The following is an 18,069-nucleotide window of genomic DNA, read 5'->3' as shown; positions in this document are numbered from 1 at the left end:
ATTTTAATCAATGGCTCATAACTTATTACAAGGGAAGAAAGGGATCATCTTTGGAGCACTGGATTCTAATTCCATTGCGTGGAAAACTGCAGAGCGCTGCGTACAGGAAGGCGCACAGATCGTGCTGACCAACGCCCCTATTGCGCTGCGCATGGGTGAGCTGAACAAACTGGCGGAAGCCTGCAACGCCCCGGTGATCGCCGCGGACGCTACCAGCATGGATGACCTTAATAACCTGTTTACCAAATCTATGGAGCACTTCGGCGGTAAGATCGACTTCGTGCTGCACTCGATTGGTATGAGTGTGAACGTTCGTAAAGGAAAACCCTATACTGACCTGGATTACGACTTTTTTCACAAAGGGCTCGACATCTCTGCCATGTCGCTCCACCGCGTATTGCAAACCGCCTATAAACTGGATGCCCTCAACGAATGGGGCTCCGTGGTGGCACTTACCTATATCGCCGCGCAAAGGGTGTTCCCCGATTACAGCGATATGGCGGATGCCAAATCCATGCTGGAATCCATTTCCCGCAGTTTCGGCTACCATTACGGCGTGAAAAAGAAAGTACGCATCAACACCATTTCACAGTCTCCCACCAAAACCACGGCCGGCAGCGGCGTAAAAGGCTTCGACGGTTTCATGGCCTATGCCGAGAAAATGAGCCCGCTGGGCAATGCCTCGGCCGACCAGTGTGCTGATTACACCGTAACGCTGTTTTCAGACTATACCCGCATGGTCACCATGCAGAACCTCTTCCACGACGGAGGTTTCTCCTACACCGGCATTTCATTGCCTGTGGCGGAGCAGATGGAGAAATAATACCGCAGACGGCAATAAAAAAAAGGAAAGCGTAAGAAGTGAAATACTTTTTACACTTTCCTTTTAGTTTTTTTCAGCATAGGAACACGCTGAGGGGTGCCCGGGACGGGGGACAATGACTAATATTCGTCTTCGTTGAAGAAGAAATCGTCTTGCGACGGATAATCAGACCAGATATCCTCAATACCTTCATAAATTTCTCCTTCATCTTCCAGTTCCTGCAAGTTTTCGATAACTTCGATGGGTGCACCGGAACGGATGGCGTAGTCTATGAGTTCGTCTTTGGTAGCGGGCCATGGAGCATCCTCCAGGTACGAAGCTAATTCTAAGGTCCAGTACATCGTATATAAATTTTTACTTTTCCAAATTTTCGCAAAAGTATTATTTAATTTGAAATAAACAACTATTACTATTTTAACGGTTAATTACTTCGTTCGGTTATGCTTGTTGCTCGCAATGTTACCAAAAATTATTCCAACCTGCCGGTTTTAAAAGGAGTGGATATTTCTGTCAGTAAGGGTGAAATAGTGACCATTGTGGGCTCTTCCGGTGCGGGCAAAAGCACGCTGCTGCACATTCTGGGTACGCTGGATGCCCCTTCCGGCGGCCAAATCTTCATTAACGACGTGCAAACGAGCACTTTACAGGGCAGGAAGCTGGCCGACTTCCGGAACCGCCATATTGGCTTCATTTTCCAGTTCCATCACCTGCTGCCCGAGTTCAGCGCCCTGGAAAACGTTTGTATCCCGGGTTTTATCGCCGGCGCCAAAAAAAGCGCGGTAAAGGAACGGGCCACCTTTTTGCTGGAAACCCTGGGCCTCAAAGAGCGCCTGGAGCACCGCCCCGGTGAACTGTCGGGCGGGGAGCAGCAAAGGGTAGCAGTGGCCCGGGCCCTTATCAACAAGCCGGATGTGATCATGGCCGACGAGCCTACCGGTAACCTCGATTCCCGCAACGCCCGTGAGCTGCACCAGCTTTTTCTTCAGCTCCGTGACCAGTTCGGTCAGACCTTCATCATCGTTACCCATAACGAAGAACTGGCGACCATGAGTGATCGCCAGTTAGTGATGAAAGACGGGAAAATAGTCAGCTAAGATTATTTTGCCAGGCAAACTGCCAAACTGTCTTTCCAGTAAGGTATGGTAATCCCGAAAGTGGATTTGATTTTTCCCTTGTTCAGCACGCTGTAAGCGGGCCGTTCTGCCGGGGTGGGGTACTGGTCCGACGTAACCGGGTTGATGGCGCAGGATGCGCCCGTAAGGGCCTTAATCGCGATTGCAAAGTCGTACCAGCTGGCCACTCCTTCGTTGCTGTAGTGATATACCCCTCCGTTTTCTTCTCCCGGGTGCTGCAGGATGGCAAAAATGGCCCCTGCCAGGTCGGGCGCGTAGGTGGGGGTACCGGTTTGGTCGAACACCACGTTCAGGCTTTCCTTTTCCCGCATCAGCTGCTGCATGCGCAGCGCGAAATTCACCCCATATCGGGAGTAGAGCCAGGAAGTGCGCAATACGATAGCCTGGGGGTGAATGCTCAACACTGTGGCCTCGCCGCGGAGCTTGGAGCTGCCGTAGATGCTCTGCGGCGCCGTTTCGTCGTTTTCCGTGTAAGGGCGGCTGGCGCGGCCATCGAATACATAATCGGTTGAAATATGGATGAACCCGCTGTTGTGCTTCACCGCAGCCTCCGCCAGTATCAGGGGAGCCTGAAAGTTCAGGCGGAAAGCGGCTTCCTCATCCTGCTCTGCTTTATCCACCGCCGTATAGGCAGCACAGTTCACCACGGCATGCACGGGTGTGCTGCCGAAAAATGCGTCAACGGCAGCTTCATCGGTAATATCCAGTTCCTCCCTGTCGGTATACAGCAGGTTAAATTCCGGGTATTGCGCGGCGATGGATTGTAATGCCTGGCCTAACTGACCTTTGGCACCTGTTACCAGGATGTTCTTCATGAATCTATGGTTTGTATTCAAAATTATGTTCGCAATCGGCCAGCAACGGCAGCACCAGGTCTTTGTCGGATACCTTGGCCGCCTCCAGGGGAATGCCCCAGTCGATGGCCAGTGCCGGGTCGTTGTATAAAATGCCGCCTTCGCTGGCTTTATGATAAAAATTATCGCATTTGTACATGACTTCCGCGGTTTCGCTCAAAACGGAATACCCGTGGGCAAAGCCTTGCGGCACCAGCAGCTGGCGTTTGTTCTCGGCCGACAGTTCGATGGTATATATTTTCCCGTAGGCGGGCGACCCCTTGCGGAGGTCTACGACCACGTCCAGGATACGCCCTTCGAGGGCCCGGATGAGCTTCGTTTGTGCATAAGGCGCCAGCTGGAAATGAAGGCCGCGTAGAACACCGTAGGTGGATCGGGCCTGGTTGTCCTGCACGAAGACGATGTCAACTCCTTCGTCACGGAAGGTGTTGGCGTTATAGCTTTCAAAAAAATAGCCCCTGTGATCTCCGTGTACTTTAGGCTCGTAAATCAGGAGATCAGGGATGCCGGTTTCAATAAATGGCATTAGCGCTGCTGGTATTGTGTTTCGTAATACTGTTGATAAGCTCCGCTGGTAACGTGTTGCAGCCATTCCTCGTTGGCCAGGTACCAGTCGACCGTTTTCTCAAGCCCTTCCTCGAATTGCAGGCTGGGCGACCAGCCCAGTTCCTTATTCAGCTTCGATGCATCGATGGCGTAGCGCAAATCATGCCCCGCACGGTCTTTTACGAAGGTGATGAGTTGGGCGGAAGTGCCTTCGGGACGACCCAGTTTACGGTCCATCACGTCACACAACAAGCGGATGAGGTCGATATTTTTCCATTCATTGAACCCGCCGATGTTGTACGTTTCACCGATGCGGCCCTGGTGGAAGATCGTATCGATGGCGCGGGCATGATCTTCCACAAACAGCCAGTCGCGCACGTTTTCGCCTTTACCGTACACCGGTACGGGTTTGTTGTTCCTGATATTGTGAATCGCCAGCGGAATCAGTTTCTCGGGGAAGTGATTCGAACCATAGTTATTCGAACAATTGCTCAATACAACCGGCAGGTGGTAGGTATGATAATAAGCTCTTACAAAGTGGTCGGAGCTGGCTTTGGACGCGGAGTACGGGCTGCGGGGATCATATGGCGTTTCCTCGGTAAACAATCCTTCTTCACCCAAAGAGCCGTATACTTCGTCGGTGGAAACATGATAGAAGCGTTTATTCTCCATATCGTCTTTCCAGTATTTCCTGCATGCATTGAGCAGCACGGCGGTACCCAGCACGTTGGTTCTGATGAAAGCCAGCGGGTCGAGTATCGAACGATCTACATGGCTTTCGGCGGCGAGGTGGATCACACCGTCGAACCCGTATTTTTCGAACAGGGCATTCACGGCATTTTCATCCGTAATGTCAACTTTTTCGAATACGTAATTCGGCTGACCTTTCACATCCGCCAGGTTTTCAAGATTACCAGCGTAGGTGAGCGCGTCGCCGTTTACAATAAGATACTCCGGGTATTTATTGACAAACAGCCGCACTACATGAGAGCCGATGAAGCCGGCTCCCCCTGTGATCAAAAGCTTTTTCTTCATGGTTCGAAGTTGTCGGGGAAATTGTAATTATTTTCCCAATGCCTGTTTAAAATATTCGTACGTAATCTTCAGCCCTTCTTTCCGGTCAACCTTCGGTTCCCAACCCAGCAATTGTTTCGCCTTGGTAATATCCGGCTTGCGTTGTTTCGGATCGTCTTTCGGGAGTTCGTGGAAAACAATCTTCTGTTTGGTACCGGTAAGGGCGATGATTTCTTCCGCAAACTCCAGCAGTGAAATTTCCGCGGGGTTGCCGATGTTCACGGGCAGATGATAGTCGCTCATCAACAGGCGGAAGATGCCTTCCACCAGGTCGTCCACATAACAGAACGAACGTGTCTGGGAGCCGTCGCCGAACACGGTGAGATCCTGCCCGGTCAGGGCCTGGCTCATAAATGCCGGCAGGGCGCGGCCATCGTCGAGCCGCATACGGGGACCGTACGTGTTGAAGATACGGATGATGCGGGTATCTACACCATGGAAATTATGATAGGCCATGGTGATGGACTCCATAAAACGTTTGGCTTCGTCGTACACGCCGCGTGGGCCAACGGGGTTTACATTGCCCCAGTATTCTTCCGGCTGCGGGTGGATATTCGGATCGCCATATACTTCAGAGGTAGATGCCACCAGGATGCGCGCCTTTTTATCTTTGGCAAGCCCCAGCAGGTTATGCGTACCCAGCGAGCCTACTTTCAGTGTCTGGATCGGCATTTTGAGATAGTCGATCGGGCTGGCAGGGGAGGCGAAGTGGAGGATATAATCCAGTTCACCCGGCACATGCACGAACTTGGTGACGTCGTGATGGTAATATTCAAACTGCGGCAGCGGGAAAAGGTGCTCGATATTTTTGATGTTCCCTGTCAGCAGGTTATCCATGCCGATGACATGGAAACCTTCCTTGATGAACCGGTCGCAAAGGTGAGACCCGAGAAAGCCGGCGGCGCCGGTGATTAATATGCGTTTTTTTGTCATGTCAGGCAGGGTTTAAGGTTTTGCAGCGGAGCGGCCCACACTTTCGTAATAAAATCCAAGTTCCTGCATACGGGGCACTTCAAAAAGATTACGCCCGTCGAAAATGGCTTTTTGTTTGAGTACGGCACCGATTTTATCGAAGTCGGGCGTACGGAATACGCTCCATTCGGTTGCGATGATCAGCGCATCGGCATTTTCAAGGGCTGCGTATTGGCTTTCGGCATATGTTACCTTGTCGCCGATCAGTTGCTGCACATTCGATGCCGCTTCAGGGTCAAATACCGACACGGTAGCGCCGGCGCCCACGAGTGCATCGATAATATATAAGGCCGGAGCTTCCCGGATATCGTCTGTATTAGGTTTGAAAGCCAGGCCCCACAGCGCGAAATGTTTGCCTTTCAGGTCATTGCCAAAATAAGCCTGGATTTTCGGCAGCAGAAACAGCTTTTGTTTTTCATTCACGTCCATTACGGCTTCCAGGATTCGGAAGTCATAGGCAGCCTCCTGAGAGGATTTAACGAGTGCCTGTACGTCTTTCGGGAAGCAGCTTCCGCCATACCCGATGCCGGGGAAGAGGAAACGTTTGCCAATCCGGTCGTCGCTGCCGATACCCCTGCGCACCATGTCTACATCGGCTCCCAGCTTTTCGCAAAGGATCGCGATCTCGTTCATGAAAGAGATTTTGGTGGCGAGGAAAGAGTTGGCGGCATATTTGGTGAGCTCGGCCGATTTTTCGTCCATAAAAATAATCGGGTTACCCTGGCGTACGAACGGGGCATACAGGTCGCCCATTATTTTGCGGGCTCTTTCGGATTGTGTGCCGATCACCACCCTGTCCGGTTTCATAAAGTCTTCCACGGCTACTCCTTCCCGTAAAAACTCGGGGTTCGATACCACATCAAATTCCACTTTGGCGTTTTTCGCAATCGCTGCGTGCACTTTATCAGCGGTACCAACAGGTACGGTACTTTTATCAACAATCACTTTATAATCCTGGAGCAGCCCGCCTAATTGGTCGGCCACCCGCAGAATGTAGGAAAGATCGGCGGAGCCGTCTTCTCCCGGCGGAGTCGGCAGCGCCAGGAATATTACCTGTGCGTCTTTGATGCCTTCGGCCAGCTGCGTGGTAAAGTGCAGGCGCCCCTCTTTGAGGTTTCTTTCAAATAACTTTTCCAGGCCAGGCTCATAAATGGTAATCTGGCCGGCGGAGAGTTTGTTTACTTTATTGACGTCGATGTCTACACAGGTAACATCATTGCCTGTTTCGGCAAAACAGGTACCGGTAACGAGTCCTACGTATCCGGTGCCTACAACGGTAATCTTCATGCGGGGCTTAGTTTAAAAATGATTGAACAGAAGTTATAATGTGCGAAAGTTGGTCTTGATCCATTTCGGTATGAATAGGCAGTGATATCACTTTCCCGGTAAGCGCGTCTGTTACGGGCAGGTGCTGGTTCAGGTCCGTCATGCCTTCGAACATTTTCTGGCGGTGCGCCGGTACAGGGTAGTATATCATCGAGGGCACCTGTTTTTCCTGCAGAAATGCCTGTAGCTCGTTGCGGTCGGCACCATCGAGTTGCATGGTATACTGGTGATACACGTGCAGCTGGTTGGGCGCTTCGTACGGAGCGATAATCTGCGGGATGCCTGCGAACGCGCTGGTGTATGCATGGGCCACGGCGCGGCGGGCAGTGATATATTCATCGAGCAATTGCAGTTTGATGCGGAGCACTACCGCCTGCATGGTGTCGAGCCGGCTGTTCACGCCCACCGTATCGTGATAATAGCGTTGGGATTGACCGTGATTGGCGACCATCCTGATTTTAGCGGCAATCGCATCGTCGTCTGTAAAAATGGCGCCGCCGTCTCCATAGCATCCCAGGTTTTTGGACGGGAAAAAGGAGGTGCAGCCGATGTGCCCGAAGGTGCCGGCTTTTTTGGTGAGGCCGTTTTTTGTCGTGTAGTGACTGCCGATGGCCTGGGCGTTATCTTCGATGACATACAGCTTGTGGCGATTGGCGATATCCATGATGGCTTCCATATCCGCGCTGTGCCCGTACAGGTGTACCGGCACGATGGCTTTGGTTTTGGGCGTGATGGCCTTTTCGATTGCCTGCGGATCGATACAGTAGGTCCGGGGGTCAATATCAACAAAAACCGGTTTCAGGCGGAGCAGCGCGATCACTTCAGCGGTAGCGATAAAAGTAAAGGAAGGGGTGATCACTTCATCGCCCGGCTCCAGCCCCAGCGCCATCATGGCAATTTGCAGCGCGTCGGTGCCGTTGGCGCAGTTGATCACATGTTTGCTGCCCAGGTACTGCTCCAGCTCTTTGGCAAACTGCTGTACGGGAGCGCCATTGATAAAGGCGGCACTTTCCAGCACTTCCTGGATGGCTGCATCAACCTGCGGTTTAATCTTGCTGTACTGGCGTTTCAAATCCACCATCTGAATAGGAACCATGAAGGGTATCTTTTTTTGAGTCCGCAAATTTACAAATTTTGAGTTAGGCAGTAGGACTATCTTTGTGAGATATTCGATTTATTGAGTTAAGTATCAATTCTGTGGATTTATCGTTTTTCCTTTATAATACCGGCATCCGTCTTTATAAGGCAGCAGTTTCCCTTTCCGCAACCCTGGGAAAGAACCAAAAGGCGCAGCAGTGGCTGAAGGGGCGCGAAAACCCGTGGCCCGGCCTCGAAGCGGCGCTGCGCGGGAAAGGGCCCGTCATCTGGGTACATGCGGCTTCCCTGGGAGAGTTCGAACAGGGAAGGCCTGTACTGGAGGCCCTGAGAAAGGACTATCCCGGCCACGCCATCGTGCTGACCTTCTTTTCCCCTTCGGGCTACGAAGTGCGAAAAGACTATAAGGGAGCGGATTACGTGTGCTACCTGCCGCTGGACACGGCCGCTAACGCCGCCCGGTGGATGGAGACGGTAAAGCCGCAGCTGGCCATTTTCATCAAATACGAGTTCTGGTATCATTATATGACCGCGTTATATGCCCGGAAAGTGCCGGTATTGTTGATTTCCGGCATTTTCAGGGATAACCAGGTGTTTTTCAAATGGTATGGCGGCCTGTTCAGGAAGCTGCTCCGGCAGATGCGCCACCTGTTCGTACAGAACGAAACCTCGCTCACGCTGCTGCATAACATTGGTATTCAACAGGTAACGATCGCCGGCGACACCCGGTTCGACCGTGTGTGGGCGCTCCGCCTGCAGCCGGTGTCACTGCCGGCTATCGAACGGTTCATTACCGGCACAAAAGTGCTGGTGGCGGGCAGTACCTGGCCCGAAGACGAAAAACTGCTGGCCGAATGGTGGCACAACGGGGGGGCGGCCGGCCGGCAACTGATCCTGGCGCCACATGAAACGGACGTGGGGCACATCCGGGATATCCACCGCCTGTTCCCCGATGCGGTGCTGTATTCCGCCTTCGCGGCCGGTGAAAGCGCCGGTGGCAGGGTGATGATCATCGATAATGTGGGCATGCTCTCGGCGTTGTACCGGTACAGCAGTATCTCGTACGTGGGCGGCGGATTCGGTAAAGAAGGGATTCACAATATCCTGGAACCCGCCACCTACGGCAAACCAGTGATCATCGGGCCTGTGTATCAGCAGTTTAACGAGGCGGTGATGCTGGTGCAGCTGCGTGCTGCTATTGTGGTGAACGATGTGGCGTCGCTCGACCGGAATATCACAGCGCTGAATGACATGTACTATTACCAGCAGATAACGGAGATTACCGGGCGGTTTGTGGAAGAGCACCAGGGGGCTACGGAGAAGATTTTGCGGTATATCCGGGAGAACGGGTTTCTTTCCGGCAAGTGAAGCCGGTTGAGACGTTTCCGGCAGAAGAGCTGGTTTAAAGGCTAGTTTTTTCTGCCTCACCTCAGATAGGCCTGTTCAATTGGCCCGGTTAGACTGGGGCTCCTTCAGAGGCAAACCGGTGCAATTTGCCCCGGCAGACTGGTTGCCCTCTGGGGGTAAATCGGTGCAATTGGTTCTGGCAGACGGGGCTCTCAGTGAGACAGACCGGTGCAGTTGGTTTTGGCAGACAGGTTCTTCCCGCGGGATAAACCCGTTTAATTGGTTTCAGCAGACAAATCTCCTAGGAGCAAATAAGCCCGTTCAACCCGGTTAAATTAAAGAAGCGCATTTTCAGGAAAACCTTTTCCTCACCAGTGAATAGAAGTGTTTCACCAGCTGGTCGTTTTCGTTCCAGCCCAGCTTGATTTTCAGTTCACGTTCGATCCAGTACTCGGCTTCCTGCAGGGAGGTGCTTTCGTTGATGGTTTTAATGGAGCGTTCGTACATGGTTTTATCGCCACGGAAGAGCTCCTGGATAAACTGGAATTTATCGTTGATGCCGATGGCGCTTTTCAGGTCGTGAACGCCCATTCCGCTTAGCTTTTCGCCTACTTCCACTTTACCGGAGGAACGGAGGGAATCATTGAGCGAAGGCGAAAGTTTGCCCACCAGTTCGTTGAGTTCCTGGCGGATATTGCCGTTATCGGTATTTTTTTGTTGCGGGGGAGGGTCGAAGAGGGTGGCCGCTACCGGTTTTTCTTTCACCGGCACCCGGTCCGGCGCATAACCGTTGCCGTTGGCGGCAGGCTGCGTTTTTTCAGCGGGCGGCGGTGTTTTTTCCGGTGCAGGCGTTTCCTGCGTGGGGGCAGGTGTTGGCGGCTGGTAAGCCGGCGGTGTAACCTTTTCCTGAGGCGGCGCCTGATAAACCGGCGGGGCCGGCTTTTCGAGTACGGGTGTATGCGCGGGCATAATCACCGCGACGTGTCCGTTGCCCCGGAGCTCCTGCTGTTTCTGCATATTGCGCTGGTGGAGAATTTCCGCCTGCAGCAACTGCGTGTAGTAGGATATGGTTTGCAAACCTGCATTCGTATTTTTTAACTCCTGCAGTTTGTCAATTAATGCATTTATTTTTTCCATGCCTTAATTGTTAACGCCATCTGATGGAAATTATTTTAATTGCACTAAGTTATACTTTTTTAACCACTTAGTAATCAAAATACTATAATATGTTTATTGAACCTTCTCTTACAGGAGGTCGGCGGGGATGGATAGAAGTGATCTGCGGCTCGATGTTTTCCGGGAAAACGGAAGAACTTATCCGCAGGCTGAAACGGGCGCGCATCGCCAACCTGTCGGTGGAAATATTCAAACCCGCGATGGATACGCGGTATGATGAACAGAATATCGTGTCGCATGATGAGTCAAAGATTCTCTCCACGCCGGTGGAAAGTTCCCAGCAGATATTGTTGTTGGGGCAGGGGGTGGATGTAGTGGGCATCGATGAGGCCCAGTTTTTTGATCTGGAACTGCCCAATGTGTGCGACCAGCTGGCGCAGACCGGCATCAGGGTGATTGTGGCGGGACTGGATATGACCTACCAGGGGCAGCCTTTCGGTCCGATACCGGATCTGCTGGCTCAGGCGGAATACATCACAAAGCTACATGCCATTTGTGTGCAATGTGGCAACATCGCTACCCATTCCTTTCGCAAAAGCAGCGACAAAAGCACCGTGTTGCTCGGTGAAAAGGATCTCTACGAGCCGCGTTGCCGGTATTGCTACCACAACGTACCATAGGGTTGCAGGAATGTTAAAATCGGTTTTTAACGCCTTACATTAATAATTCATTCGTAGCTTTGCCGCGTTTTTAAGATGAAGCAGCTGATTCTCGATATCCTGGCATTTTTTTACAAACCTTTTGCGAAAATAATGCCCTTCCAGACTTTCCGTTACCTGGCCTGCGGGGGTGGAAATACGCTGCTCGACATTTTCCTCTTTTTCATCAGTTATAATTTTATCCTGCAAAAAGAAATGGTGCACCTGCCGTTCATCACGGTCAGCCCGCACATTGCCGCCGTGCTGATGGCGTTTTTTGTGAGTTTCCCCACCGGCTTTCTGCTGAACAAATACATTGTATTTTCCGAATCTAACCTTCGCGGGCGCGTGCAGCTCATCCGGTATTTTATACTCGTAGGGGTGTGCCTGTTGTTTAACTACATCTTTATGAAGGTGTTTGTGGAGTATTGTCACTTTTACCCCACGATCGCGAAAATCCTTACCACTATCCTGGTGGTGTGCTTTAGTTATGTGACCCAGAAGAAATTTACGTTTAAGGTAAAGATCGAGCCCTGACAGGTGTTTCTGACCATGCCGGAGCCCTTGTAACCCGGGAACAGGCCTGCTGTGACCCTCAAAACGCTGTCTATCTTCTCGTTTTCCGTTTTTTCCAGTTGGAGTGATTGCCTGCCGCTGCGGTCGTAACGGCTGTTTTGGGCGCTGCCAGTTGCTGCCACAGTTGGGCGGCCAGGATGGCTGCGGCCTGTTCCGCCGCCGTATCGTGCCCTTCGAGGTGTTGCGGCTGGAAATATTTGCCGATGAAGTTGGTGTCGAACTGCCCGCTGATAAAAGCCGGTTGCTGCAGGGCCCATTTGCCGAAGGGCAATGTGGTGCGGATGCCGGTTACGCGGTATTCGTCGATGGCGCGGAGCAGCCGGAGCCGTGCTTCTTCGCGGTCGGCGCCCCAGGCGATGAGTTTGGCGATCATCGGATCATAATAGATGGGGATATCCATGCCCTGTTCGTAGCCATCATCTACCCGTACGCCGTATCCCTGGGGGCGGATGTAGGTGTCGAGCCGGCCGGTATCGGGTAAAAAGTTATTGGCCGGGTCTTCGGCGCAGATGCGCAGTTCGATGGCGTGGCCGTTGATGCGGAGTTGTTCCTGCGTGATGGAAAGCGTCTCCCCGCGCGCAATACGGATCTGTTCTTTCACCAGGTCGAGGCCGGTGATCATTTCCGTAACGGGGTGCTCCACCTGCAGGCGGGTGTTCATTTCGAGGAAATAAAAATTCAGCTGTTCGTCGACCAGGAACTCCACCGTACCGGCGCCGTAATAGTTACAGGCCCGGGCCACATCCACCGCGCATTTGCCCATCGCCTCGCGGATGGCGGGCGTGAGCACGGAGGAGGGCGCTTCTTCGATCAGTTTCTGGTGACGGCGCTGTATGGAGCATTCGCGCTCGAAAAGGTAGATACAATGCCCGTGCTGGTCGCCCAGCACCTGTATTTCAATGTGGCGCGGCGCGGCCACGTATTTTTCGATAAAAACGGCGTCGTCGCCAAAGGCGCTCAGGGCCTCGCTTTTGGCCAGGCGTATCTGTTCTGCCAGTTCCGCTTCTTTTTCCACCACGCGCATGCCTTTGCCGCCCCCCCCGGCCGAAGCCTTGATGAGAATGGGGAAACCTGTCTTCTTCACCACTTCGCGGGCCTCTTCGAGGCTGCGCAGCGGCGTTTCGGTGCCGGGCACCATCGGTACGCCGTAGCTTTGCGCGGCCTGTTTGGCGGCGAGTTTGCTGCCCATCACTTCGATGGCGGCGGGGGAGGGGCCGATGAATATCAGTCCCGCATCTTTCACCGCCTGTGCAAACCCTGCGTTTTCGCTGAGGAAGCCGTAGCCGGGATGCACGGCATCGGCGCCGGTGCTTTTGGCCGCTGCAATAATTTTGTCGCCCAGCAGGTAACTCTGGTTGCTGGGGGCCGGCCCGATACAAACAGCTTCATCTGCATACTGCACAAAGGGCATGTTCCTGTCTGCTTCGGAATACACGGCTACGGTGGCGATACCCATCTCCCTGGCGGAACGCATGACCCGGAGGGCGATCTCCCCACGGTTGGCTACTACGATTTTTTGCATACTCGAATATAAGGGGCTTAAAGTTAAGGGATTTAGAATTTGCCAAACGAGGTTATCTTTGCCGACGTGAAAAGTGCTCTTACCCAAATTATCGCCCTGGTTAAAAAAGACATGCTGCTGGAATGGCGGCAGCGGCATGCCCTGTTCGGCATCCTGCTGTACGTGTTTTCCACTGTTTTCGTGATCAATCTCATGGTGGGGGAGCCGGAGGAAAAAATCTGGAACGCCCTGTTCTGGGTGGTGCAGCTCTTCGTGTGTGTCAATGCCGTGGCCAAGAGTTTCCTGCAGGAAAGCCGCGGGCGCCTGCTTTATTATTATTCGTTGGTTCATCCCCGTTATTTCATTACGGCCAAGCTGATTTACAACGTGTTGCTGATGACGGGCATGAGCCTCGTGTCGTACATCTGCTGTATCATTTTCCTGGGTAACCCGCTTATTCACCCGCTCTATTTCCTGGGCGTGGTGGCGCTGGGCGGCGTCAGCCTTTCGCTGCTGTTTACCATGCTGGCGGCCATTGCGGCGCAGGCGAGCCAGAATGCTGCGCTGATGGCCATCATGGGTTTCCCGCTCATCATGCCCATCCTGATGCTGCTGGCCAATATTTCCCGCAGCGCATTTATCCCGGTAGTGCAGCCCGGCCTGCCCGGCATGTTTCTGCTGCTGGGGGGGATGGACGTGCTGGTGATTGCTCTGGCGCTGATTCTTTTTCCCTACCTGTGGAAAGAATAGCCATACAATTTTCAACAAATCCCGCCCGCCGGTAACGGTTTTTCAAGGATAAGCCCGCCTTTGCGCGAAACATCAAAATCCCTTTTTCGCTTTGCTATTAGCGCTAAAACCTGTAGGTTTGCCACCACATATTTCTTTAGAACCATGGCTAAACATTGGTGGAAAATTCTGGCGGTCGTGTTGCTGCTGTATGTTATCATCGGCGGTTTTTTAATCAAAGTGCCTTCTATCGGCAATAACCAGCAGGCAGCCCGCAGCATTTTCTTTCACTTGCCCATGTGGATGAGCATGTACACGCTCTTTTCCATTTCCGTCGTGAATTCCATCTGGTACCTGTCTACCAACGACCTCCGGCGCGACATCCGGGCATCGAGCTCCGCCAGCGTGGGGGTATTGTTCGGGGTGATGGGCTTCCTCACCGGGATGTTGTGGAGCACCTACACCTGGGGCGGCACCATCGTCAACGATCCCAAGCAGATGACCACGGCCATCGCCCTTTCCATTTACATGGCTTACCTCGTACTGCGCCTGTCGTTTACCGATCTTGACAAACGCGCCCGCGTATCCGCCATTTTCAACGTATTCGCCTTTGCCCTGCTCGTTCCGCTGACGTATATCATCCCGAGAATGGTGGAATCGCTCCACCCCGGCAGCGCCAGCAGCCCGGGTTTCAGTTCGCAGGACACTGCCGGCACCATCAAAATGGTGCTGTGGCCCGCATTTATCGGGTGGACCCTGCTGGGCATCTGGATCTATACCTTAAGAAACCGTTATAAAAGATTAGCATTAAAAAATATTCTTCATGGCTAACCGACTTGGCTTATTATTATTTGCCGGCCTGATGTTTCTCTGTACCACCGTATTAGGGCAGGATACCACCCGTGTGATTTCCGAAGCCTCCCAGCAGCAGAATACGGAAACCGGCCCTGTGAACGAGTTTTTCAGGAGCGATTCAAAAATTTACGTGGCCGTAGGCATCCTGGTCATCATTTTCATTTGTATCGTGTTATATCTGGTAAGGCTGGATCGCCGGCTTACCAAACTGGAAAAAGAATAAAGCGAAGCCATAGCCAGCCCCTTACAACAAAGCACCAAAACACCAAACAACATATCTAAACCGTTTTTTATGGCTAAAGCAAAAGCGCTGACGCAAGAACAGCACTATAACTTTTTCCACAGTGTGGAAATGAGTTTCGACAAGGCTGCGCAATTCACCAAATGGGAAAACGGGATACTGGAGCAGATCAAAGCCTGTAACGCAGTGTACCGTATAAAATTCCCCGTACGGGTGGGAGACCAGATCGAGGTGATCGAGGCGTACCGGGTACAGCACTCCCATCACAAGTTGCCCTGTAAAGGCGGTATCCGCTTCAGTGAAGAAGTGAACCAGGACGAGGTGATGGCCCTGGCAGCCCTGATGACCTACAAATGCGCCATCGTAAACGTGCCTTTCGGCGGCGCCAAAGGCGGCATCAAGATCAATCCCCGCAACTACAGCCCCTTTCAGCTCGAAAATATTACCCGCCGTTACACGGCTGAGCTGGTGAAAAAGAACTTTATCGGTCCCGGCATCGACGTTCCTGCCCCCGACTATGGTACCGGCGAACGTGAAATGAGCTGGATCCTCGATACGTACATGAGCCTCCGGCCCGGTGAAATCGACGGTTACGGCTGCGTAACCGGCAAACCCGTATCCCAGGGCGGCGTACGCGGCCGCAAGGAAGCAACCGGCCTTGGCGTGTTTTACGGTCTGCGCGAGCTGTGCCATGTGAAGGAAGATATGAAACGCATCGGCCTGGAGCCCGGCCTGGAAGGCAAAACCGTGATCGTGCAGGGGATGGGCAACGTGGGCTACCACGCCGCCAAATACTTTCACGAAGCGGGTGCCAAGGTGATCTGCCTGATCGAGTGGGATGGCGCCATCTATAATTCCAAAGGCCTCGATCCGGACGCGGTGCTCAAATACCGCAACGAAACCGGCTCCATCGCAGGTTTCCCCGGTTCCAAAAACCTGAAGAAAAATACAGACGGCCTGGAACTGGAATGCGACATCCTCATTCCCGCCGCGCTCGAAAACGTGATTCACGAAGAGAACGCGCCCCGCATCAAAGCCAAGATCATCGGTGAAGCGGCCAACGGCCCGCTGACCCCGGAAGCAGACGACATCCTCGCTAAAAAAGGCGTGATCGTGGTGCCGGATATGTTCCTGAACGCGGGTGGTGTAACCGTATCGTACTTCGAATGGCTGAAAAACCTCAGCCACGTGCGTTATGGCCGCCTCGGCAAACGGTTCGACGAGAACATGAACATTCACATCCTCGGCCAGATCGAAGAACTGACCGGTAAAAAGGTATCCGAAAAAGAAAGGAAATTCATCGCACACGGCGCCGATGAGGTGGACCTGGTGTATTCCGGCCTGGAAGAAACCATGATCACCGCGCTGCACGAGGTGCGCGAAAAATCACTGGAACATAAAAAGATCAAGGATATGCGCACGGCGGCTTACGTTTGCGCCATCGACAAGGTGGGCGCCGCTTACGAGCAGCTGGGCATCTTCCCCTGATTTTTACGAATAAAGAACTGGACAACCGGGGGGCACTATTGTGGGCCCCCTTTTTTTTAACCTCAAAGGCTGGCTTCGATCTTCGTTTTTTGTAGCTTACTCCATCCGATTTCCATTATTTAAATATTCTATTTATAACTAATTTATACGTTTCTATGATAGTCAATCACCTCATTGACATAGCTAGTTATAGTTATTTTCCTGACAGGAGCAGTCGTTTTTTCCACTTTAAGCTGTAATGTTTTAATTTAATAATGATTTTTATACCTAATGATGCTTCCTTTACATCGTCTGTCTGAGCGTGTTATCATTATAGTCGAGTATGTCACTGTTTTTCAATGTGGTCTTTAATTAAGTTGTCAAATCCCTAAGCATGAACAATAAAAACGACTTATACCTGGAGGTTAAAAAGTATTGGACAAATGTAGCGGGCAAAGAGGGCAATATAGACTTCCGGTCTCTTCAGTTGCAAATTGAAACGCATAAGCGTTTATTTAACATATTCCAGACGGGGAACTACTTTTTCCTATTAGTCGACATCTACCAGGGTGAGATCGCGGAAGTAGGCCCAGGGCTTGTTGACGTACTGGGTTACAGCCAGGGCGAACTAAATATGGAGGAGTATGTGAACAGGATCCATCCGCAGGATATGCCCTTTTTCTTAAAATTTGAGCAACATGTCACCAATTTTTATAACGATCTGACAGTCGATCGTATAGGCCAATACAAAGTGCAGTACGATCTGCGGATCAGAAAAAAGGACGGAAATTATTCCCGAATGCTCATTCAGTATATTATTGTTAATCACCAGGGGCATGATTTGAAACATAGTTTTCATTTGCATACCGATATCACACATATTAAAAGTGAAGGGAAGCCCCATCTTTCCGTGATAGGACTGAACGGGCTGCCATCATACTACAACATTCAGGAATCGATAACCTGTATTGCTTCAAAAAGTTTGTTCACCACCAGGGAAAGGGAAATCCTTAAAGGAATTGTTGAAGGTAAAAGCAGCCGGCAACTGGCTTGTGAATTATTTGTAAGTATTCATACGATCAATAGTCATCGCAAAAATATTCTGGCGAAGGGTAATGTTAAAACGCCGCTTGAACTGGTGAGAAAAGCGATTACAGAGGGGTGGATATAATTCGAATACAATGGCCCTGGCCAGGGGGCAGACGTTAATTCCCCTTGTAAAAATAGTCATTAACGTGGCGTGATGGTATTCACCGGCGGGTAATCGGGAAGGTCGTTTTCGAACACCCAGCTTCCAGCCGCGCCATCGAGGCGGCAGCACCAGGTGTTCACCCCGTTGGTGATGACGAGCCAGGGCGCGGGCAGCGCCATATGGTACCGTACGATCTGCTCCAGCACCGGCTGTTTGAGCGGTACGCCCATTTCCTTGCATTCCACAATCATCCAGGGCTCCGCTTCGCGGGAATACACAACGATGTCGCAGCGCTTGCGCAGCTCGCCGAGATGCATCTCCTTTTCGATGCTCATCAGCGCGCCGGGATAATCGCGGCTTTTCACCAGGTAGTTGAGAAAGTTCTGCCGCACCCACTCCTCGGGCGTCAGCACCACATACTTTTTGCGGAAGGGGTCGAAAATCATATCCTGCCCCTGCTGGGTCATAATCCGGAAATCGGGCGGCGGGAAACTGATGCTGATCATGCTGTAAAACTAGCGAAC

The 18,069-nt window shown here is 52.1% G+C and carries 20 protein-coding genes; 10 read left to right on the top strand and 10 right to left on the bottom strand.

The window, feature by feature from the left end:
• Window positions 1–10 precede the first annotated feature (10 nt).
• On the top strand, window positions 11–823 hold the full coding sequence (locus tag EGT74_RS22460) for an enoyl-ACP reductase FabI (RefSeq protein ID WP_123848771.1): 813 nt from the start codon (window positions 11–13) through the stop codon (window positions 821–823).
• A gap of 119 nt (window positions 824–942) precedes the next feature.
• On the opposite strand, the gene EGT74_RS22455 is transcribed toward EGT74_RS22460, so the two are convergent.
• Entirely contained in the window at window positions 943–1,164 is a 222-nt protein-coding gene (locus EGT74_RS22455; RefSeq protein WP_012794455.1) for a DUF2795 domain-containing protein, read from the bottom strand.
• A 99-nt stretch (window positions 1,165–1,263) separates the two neighbouring features.
• Between EGT74_RS22455 and EGT74_RS22450 the strand changes: the two genes are divergently transcribed.
• A complete protein-coding gene (locus tag EGT74_RS22450; RefSeq protein WP_123848770.1) occupies window positions 1,264–1,917 on the top strand; it encodes an ABC transporter ATP-binding protein in 654 nt (217 codons plus the stop codon).
• A gap of 2 nt (window positions 1,918–1,919) precedes the next feature.
• Here EGT74_RS22450 and rfbD read toward each other — a convergent pair whose 3' ends face one another.
• Genes rfbD through EGT74_RS22420 form a run of 6 tightly spaced genes read right to left on the bottom strand, consistent with a single transcriptional unit; the run spans window position 1,920 to window position 7,824 of the window.
• Window positions 1,920–2,771, bottom strand: coding sequence for a dTDP-4-dehydrorhamnose reductase (rfbD, locus tag EGT74_RS22445; RefSeq protein ID WP_123848769.1), 852 nt, complete (start codon window positions 2,769–2,771; stop codon window positions 1,920–1,922).
• Between the two features lie 4 nt (window positions 2,772–2,775).
• The gene (gene rfbC, locus EGT74_RS22440) at window positions 2,776–3,336 is read right to left on the bottom strand and encodes a dTDP-4-dehydrorhamnose 3,5-epimerase (protein WP_123848768.1); all 561 of its coding nucleotides are present in this window, start codon (window positions 3,334–3,336) and stop codon (window positions 2,776–2,778) included.
• On the bottom strand, window positions 3,336–4,391 hold the full coding sequence (gene rfbB / locus EGT74_RS22435) for a dTDP-glucose 4,6-dehydratase (RefSeq protein WP_123848767.1): 1,056 nt from the start codon (window positions 4,389–4,391) through the stop codon (window positions 3,336–3,338). The genes rfbC and rfbB overlap by 1 nt, the downstream gene beginning before the upstream one ends.
• Before the next feature lie 27 nt (window positions 4,392–4,418).
• Entirely contained in the window at window positions 4,419–5,363 is a 945-nt protein-coding gene (locus tag EGT74_RS22430; RefSeq protein ID WP_123848766.1) for a UDP-glucuronic acid decarboxylase family protein, read from the bottom strand.
• A gap of 12 nt (window positions 5,364–5,375) precedes the next feature.
• The gene (locus EGT74_RS22425) at window positions 5,376–6,689 is read right to left on the bottom strand and encodes a UDP-glucose dehydrogenase family protein (RefSeq protein WP_123848765.1); all 1,314 of its coding nucleotides are present in this window, start codon (window positions 6,687–6,689) and stop codon (window positions 5,376–5,378) included.
• A 7-nt stretch (window positions 6,690–6,696) separates the two neighbouring features.
• The gene (locus EGT74_RS22420) at window positions 6,697–7,824 is read right to left on the bottom strand and encodes a DegT/DnrJ/EryC1/StrS family aminotransferase (RefSeq protein WP_123848764.1); all 1,128 of its coding nucleotides are present in this window, start codon (window positions 7,822–7,824) and stop codon (window positions 6,697–6,699) included.
• A gap of 101 nt (window positions 7,825–7,925) precedes the next feature.
• Between EGT74_RS22420 and EGT74_RS22415 the strand changes: the two genes are divergently transcribed.
• A complete protein-coding gene (locus tag EGT74_RS22415; RefSeq protein ID WP_158618267.1) occupies window positions 7,926–9,191 on the top strand; it encodes a 3-deoxy-D-manno-octulosonic acid transferase in 1,266 nt (421 codons plus the stop codon).
• A 330-nt stretch (window positions 9,192–9,521) separates the two neighbouring features.
• On the opposite strand, the gene EGT74_RS22410 is transcribed toward EGT74_RS22415, so the two are convergent.
• Window positions 9,522–10,247 (bottom strand): hypothetical protein, encoded by a 726-nt coding sequence (locus tag EGT74_RS22410; protein WP_123848762.1) that lies wholly within the window; start codon window positions 10,245–10,247, stop codon window positions 9,522–9,524.
• Between the two features lie 149 nt (window positions 10,248–10,396).
• Between EGT74_RS22410 and EGT74_RS22405 the strand changes: the two genes are divergently transcribed.
• Both EGT74_RS22405 and EGT74_RS22400 read left to right on the top strand, forming a co-directional pair.
• Window positions 10,397–10,966, top strand: a complete 570-nt coding sequence (locus EGT74_RS22405) for a thymidine kinase (protein WP_123848761.1) — start codon at window positions 10,397–10,399, stop codon at window positions 10,964–10,966.
• A 75-nt stretch (window positions 10,967–11,041) separates the two neighbouring features.
• The gene (locus EGT74_RS22400; protein ID WP_123848760.1) at window positions 11,042–11,521 is read left to right on the top strand and encodes a GtrA family protein; all 480 of its coding nucleotides are present in this window, start codon (window positions 11,042–11,044) and stop codon (window positions 11,519–11,521) included.
• A gap of 70 nt (window positions 11,522–11,591) precedes the next feature.
• Here the strand turns inward: EGT74_RS22400 and accC are convergent, their stop codons facing one another.
• Complete coding sequence (gene accC, locus EGT74_RS22395) at window positions 11,592–13,082, bottom strand: acetyl-CoA carboxylase biotin carboxylase subunit (protein ID WP_123848759.1); 1,491 nt, start codon at window positions 13,080–13,082, stop codon at window positions 11,592–11,594.
• A 66-nt stretch (window positions 13,083–13,148) separates the two neighbouring features.
• On the opposite strand from accC, the gene EGT74_RS22390 reads away from it, so the two are divergent.
• The 5 genes from EGT74_RS22390 to EGT74_RS22370 all read left to right on the top strand — a co-directional run bounded on the left by EGT74_RS22390 (window position 13,149) and on the right by EGT74_RS22370 (window position 17,524).
• Window positions 13,149–13,811 carry a heme exporter protein CcmB gene (locus EGT74_RS22390; protein WP_246008278.1) on the top strand — a complete coding sequence of 221 codons (663 nt, stop codon included), beginning with the start codon at window positions 13,149–13,151 and terminating at the stop codon, window positions 13,809–13,811.
• 144 nt (window positions 13,812–13,955) lie between these two features.
• Window positions 13,956–14,621, top strand: coding sequence for a cytochrome c biogenesis protein CcsA (gene ccsA / locus EGT74_RS22385; protein WP_123848758.1), 666 nt, complete (start codon window positions 13,956–13,958; stop codon window positions 14,619–14,621).
• Window positions 14,614–14,868: a CcmD family protein gene (locus EGT74_RS22380; protein ID WP_123848757.1), complete on the top strand. Its 255-nt coding sequence runs from the start codon at window positions 14,614–14,616 to the stop codon at window positions 14,866–14,868. Before ccsA ends, EGT74_RS22380 begins: the two co-directional genes overlap by 8 nt.
• A 69-nt stretch (window positions 14,869–14,937) precedes the next feature.
• Window positions 14,938–16,374 (top strand): Glu/Leu/Phe/Val family dehydrogenase, encoded by a 1,437-nt coding sequence (locus tag EGT74_RS22375; protein WP_123848756.1) that lies wholly within the window; start codon window positions 14,938–14,940, stop codon window positions 16,372–16,374.
• Between the two features lie 373 nt (window positions 16,375–16,747).
• A complete protein-coding gene (locus tag EGT74_RS22370) occupies window positions 16,748–17,524 on the top strand; it encodes a LuxR C-terminal-related transcriptional regulator (protein ID WP_220392929.1) in 777 nt (258 codons plus the stop codon).
• A gap of 59 nt (window positions 17,525–17,583) precedes the next feature.
• Here EGT74_RS22370 and EGT74_RS22365 read toward each other — a convergent pair whose 3' ends face one another.
• Window positions 17,584–18,051 (bottom strand): type I restriction enzyme HsdR N-terminal domain-containing protein, encoded by a 468-nt coding sequence (locus EGT74_RS22365; RefSeq protein ID WP_123848755.1) that lies wholly within the window; start codon window positions 18,049–18,051, stop codon window positions 17,584–17,586.
• Window positions 18,052–18,069 lie beyond the last annotated feature (18 nt).

The organism is Chitinophaga lutea, assembly GCF_003813775.1.
Lineage (GTDB): Bacteria > Bacteroidota > Bacteroidia > Chitinophagales > Chitinophagaceae > Chitinophaga > Chitinophaga lutea.
This window is presented reverse-complemented; position numbering and strand designations above follow the sequence as displayed.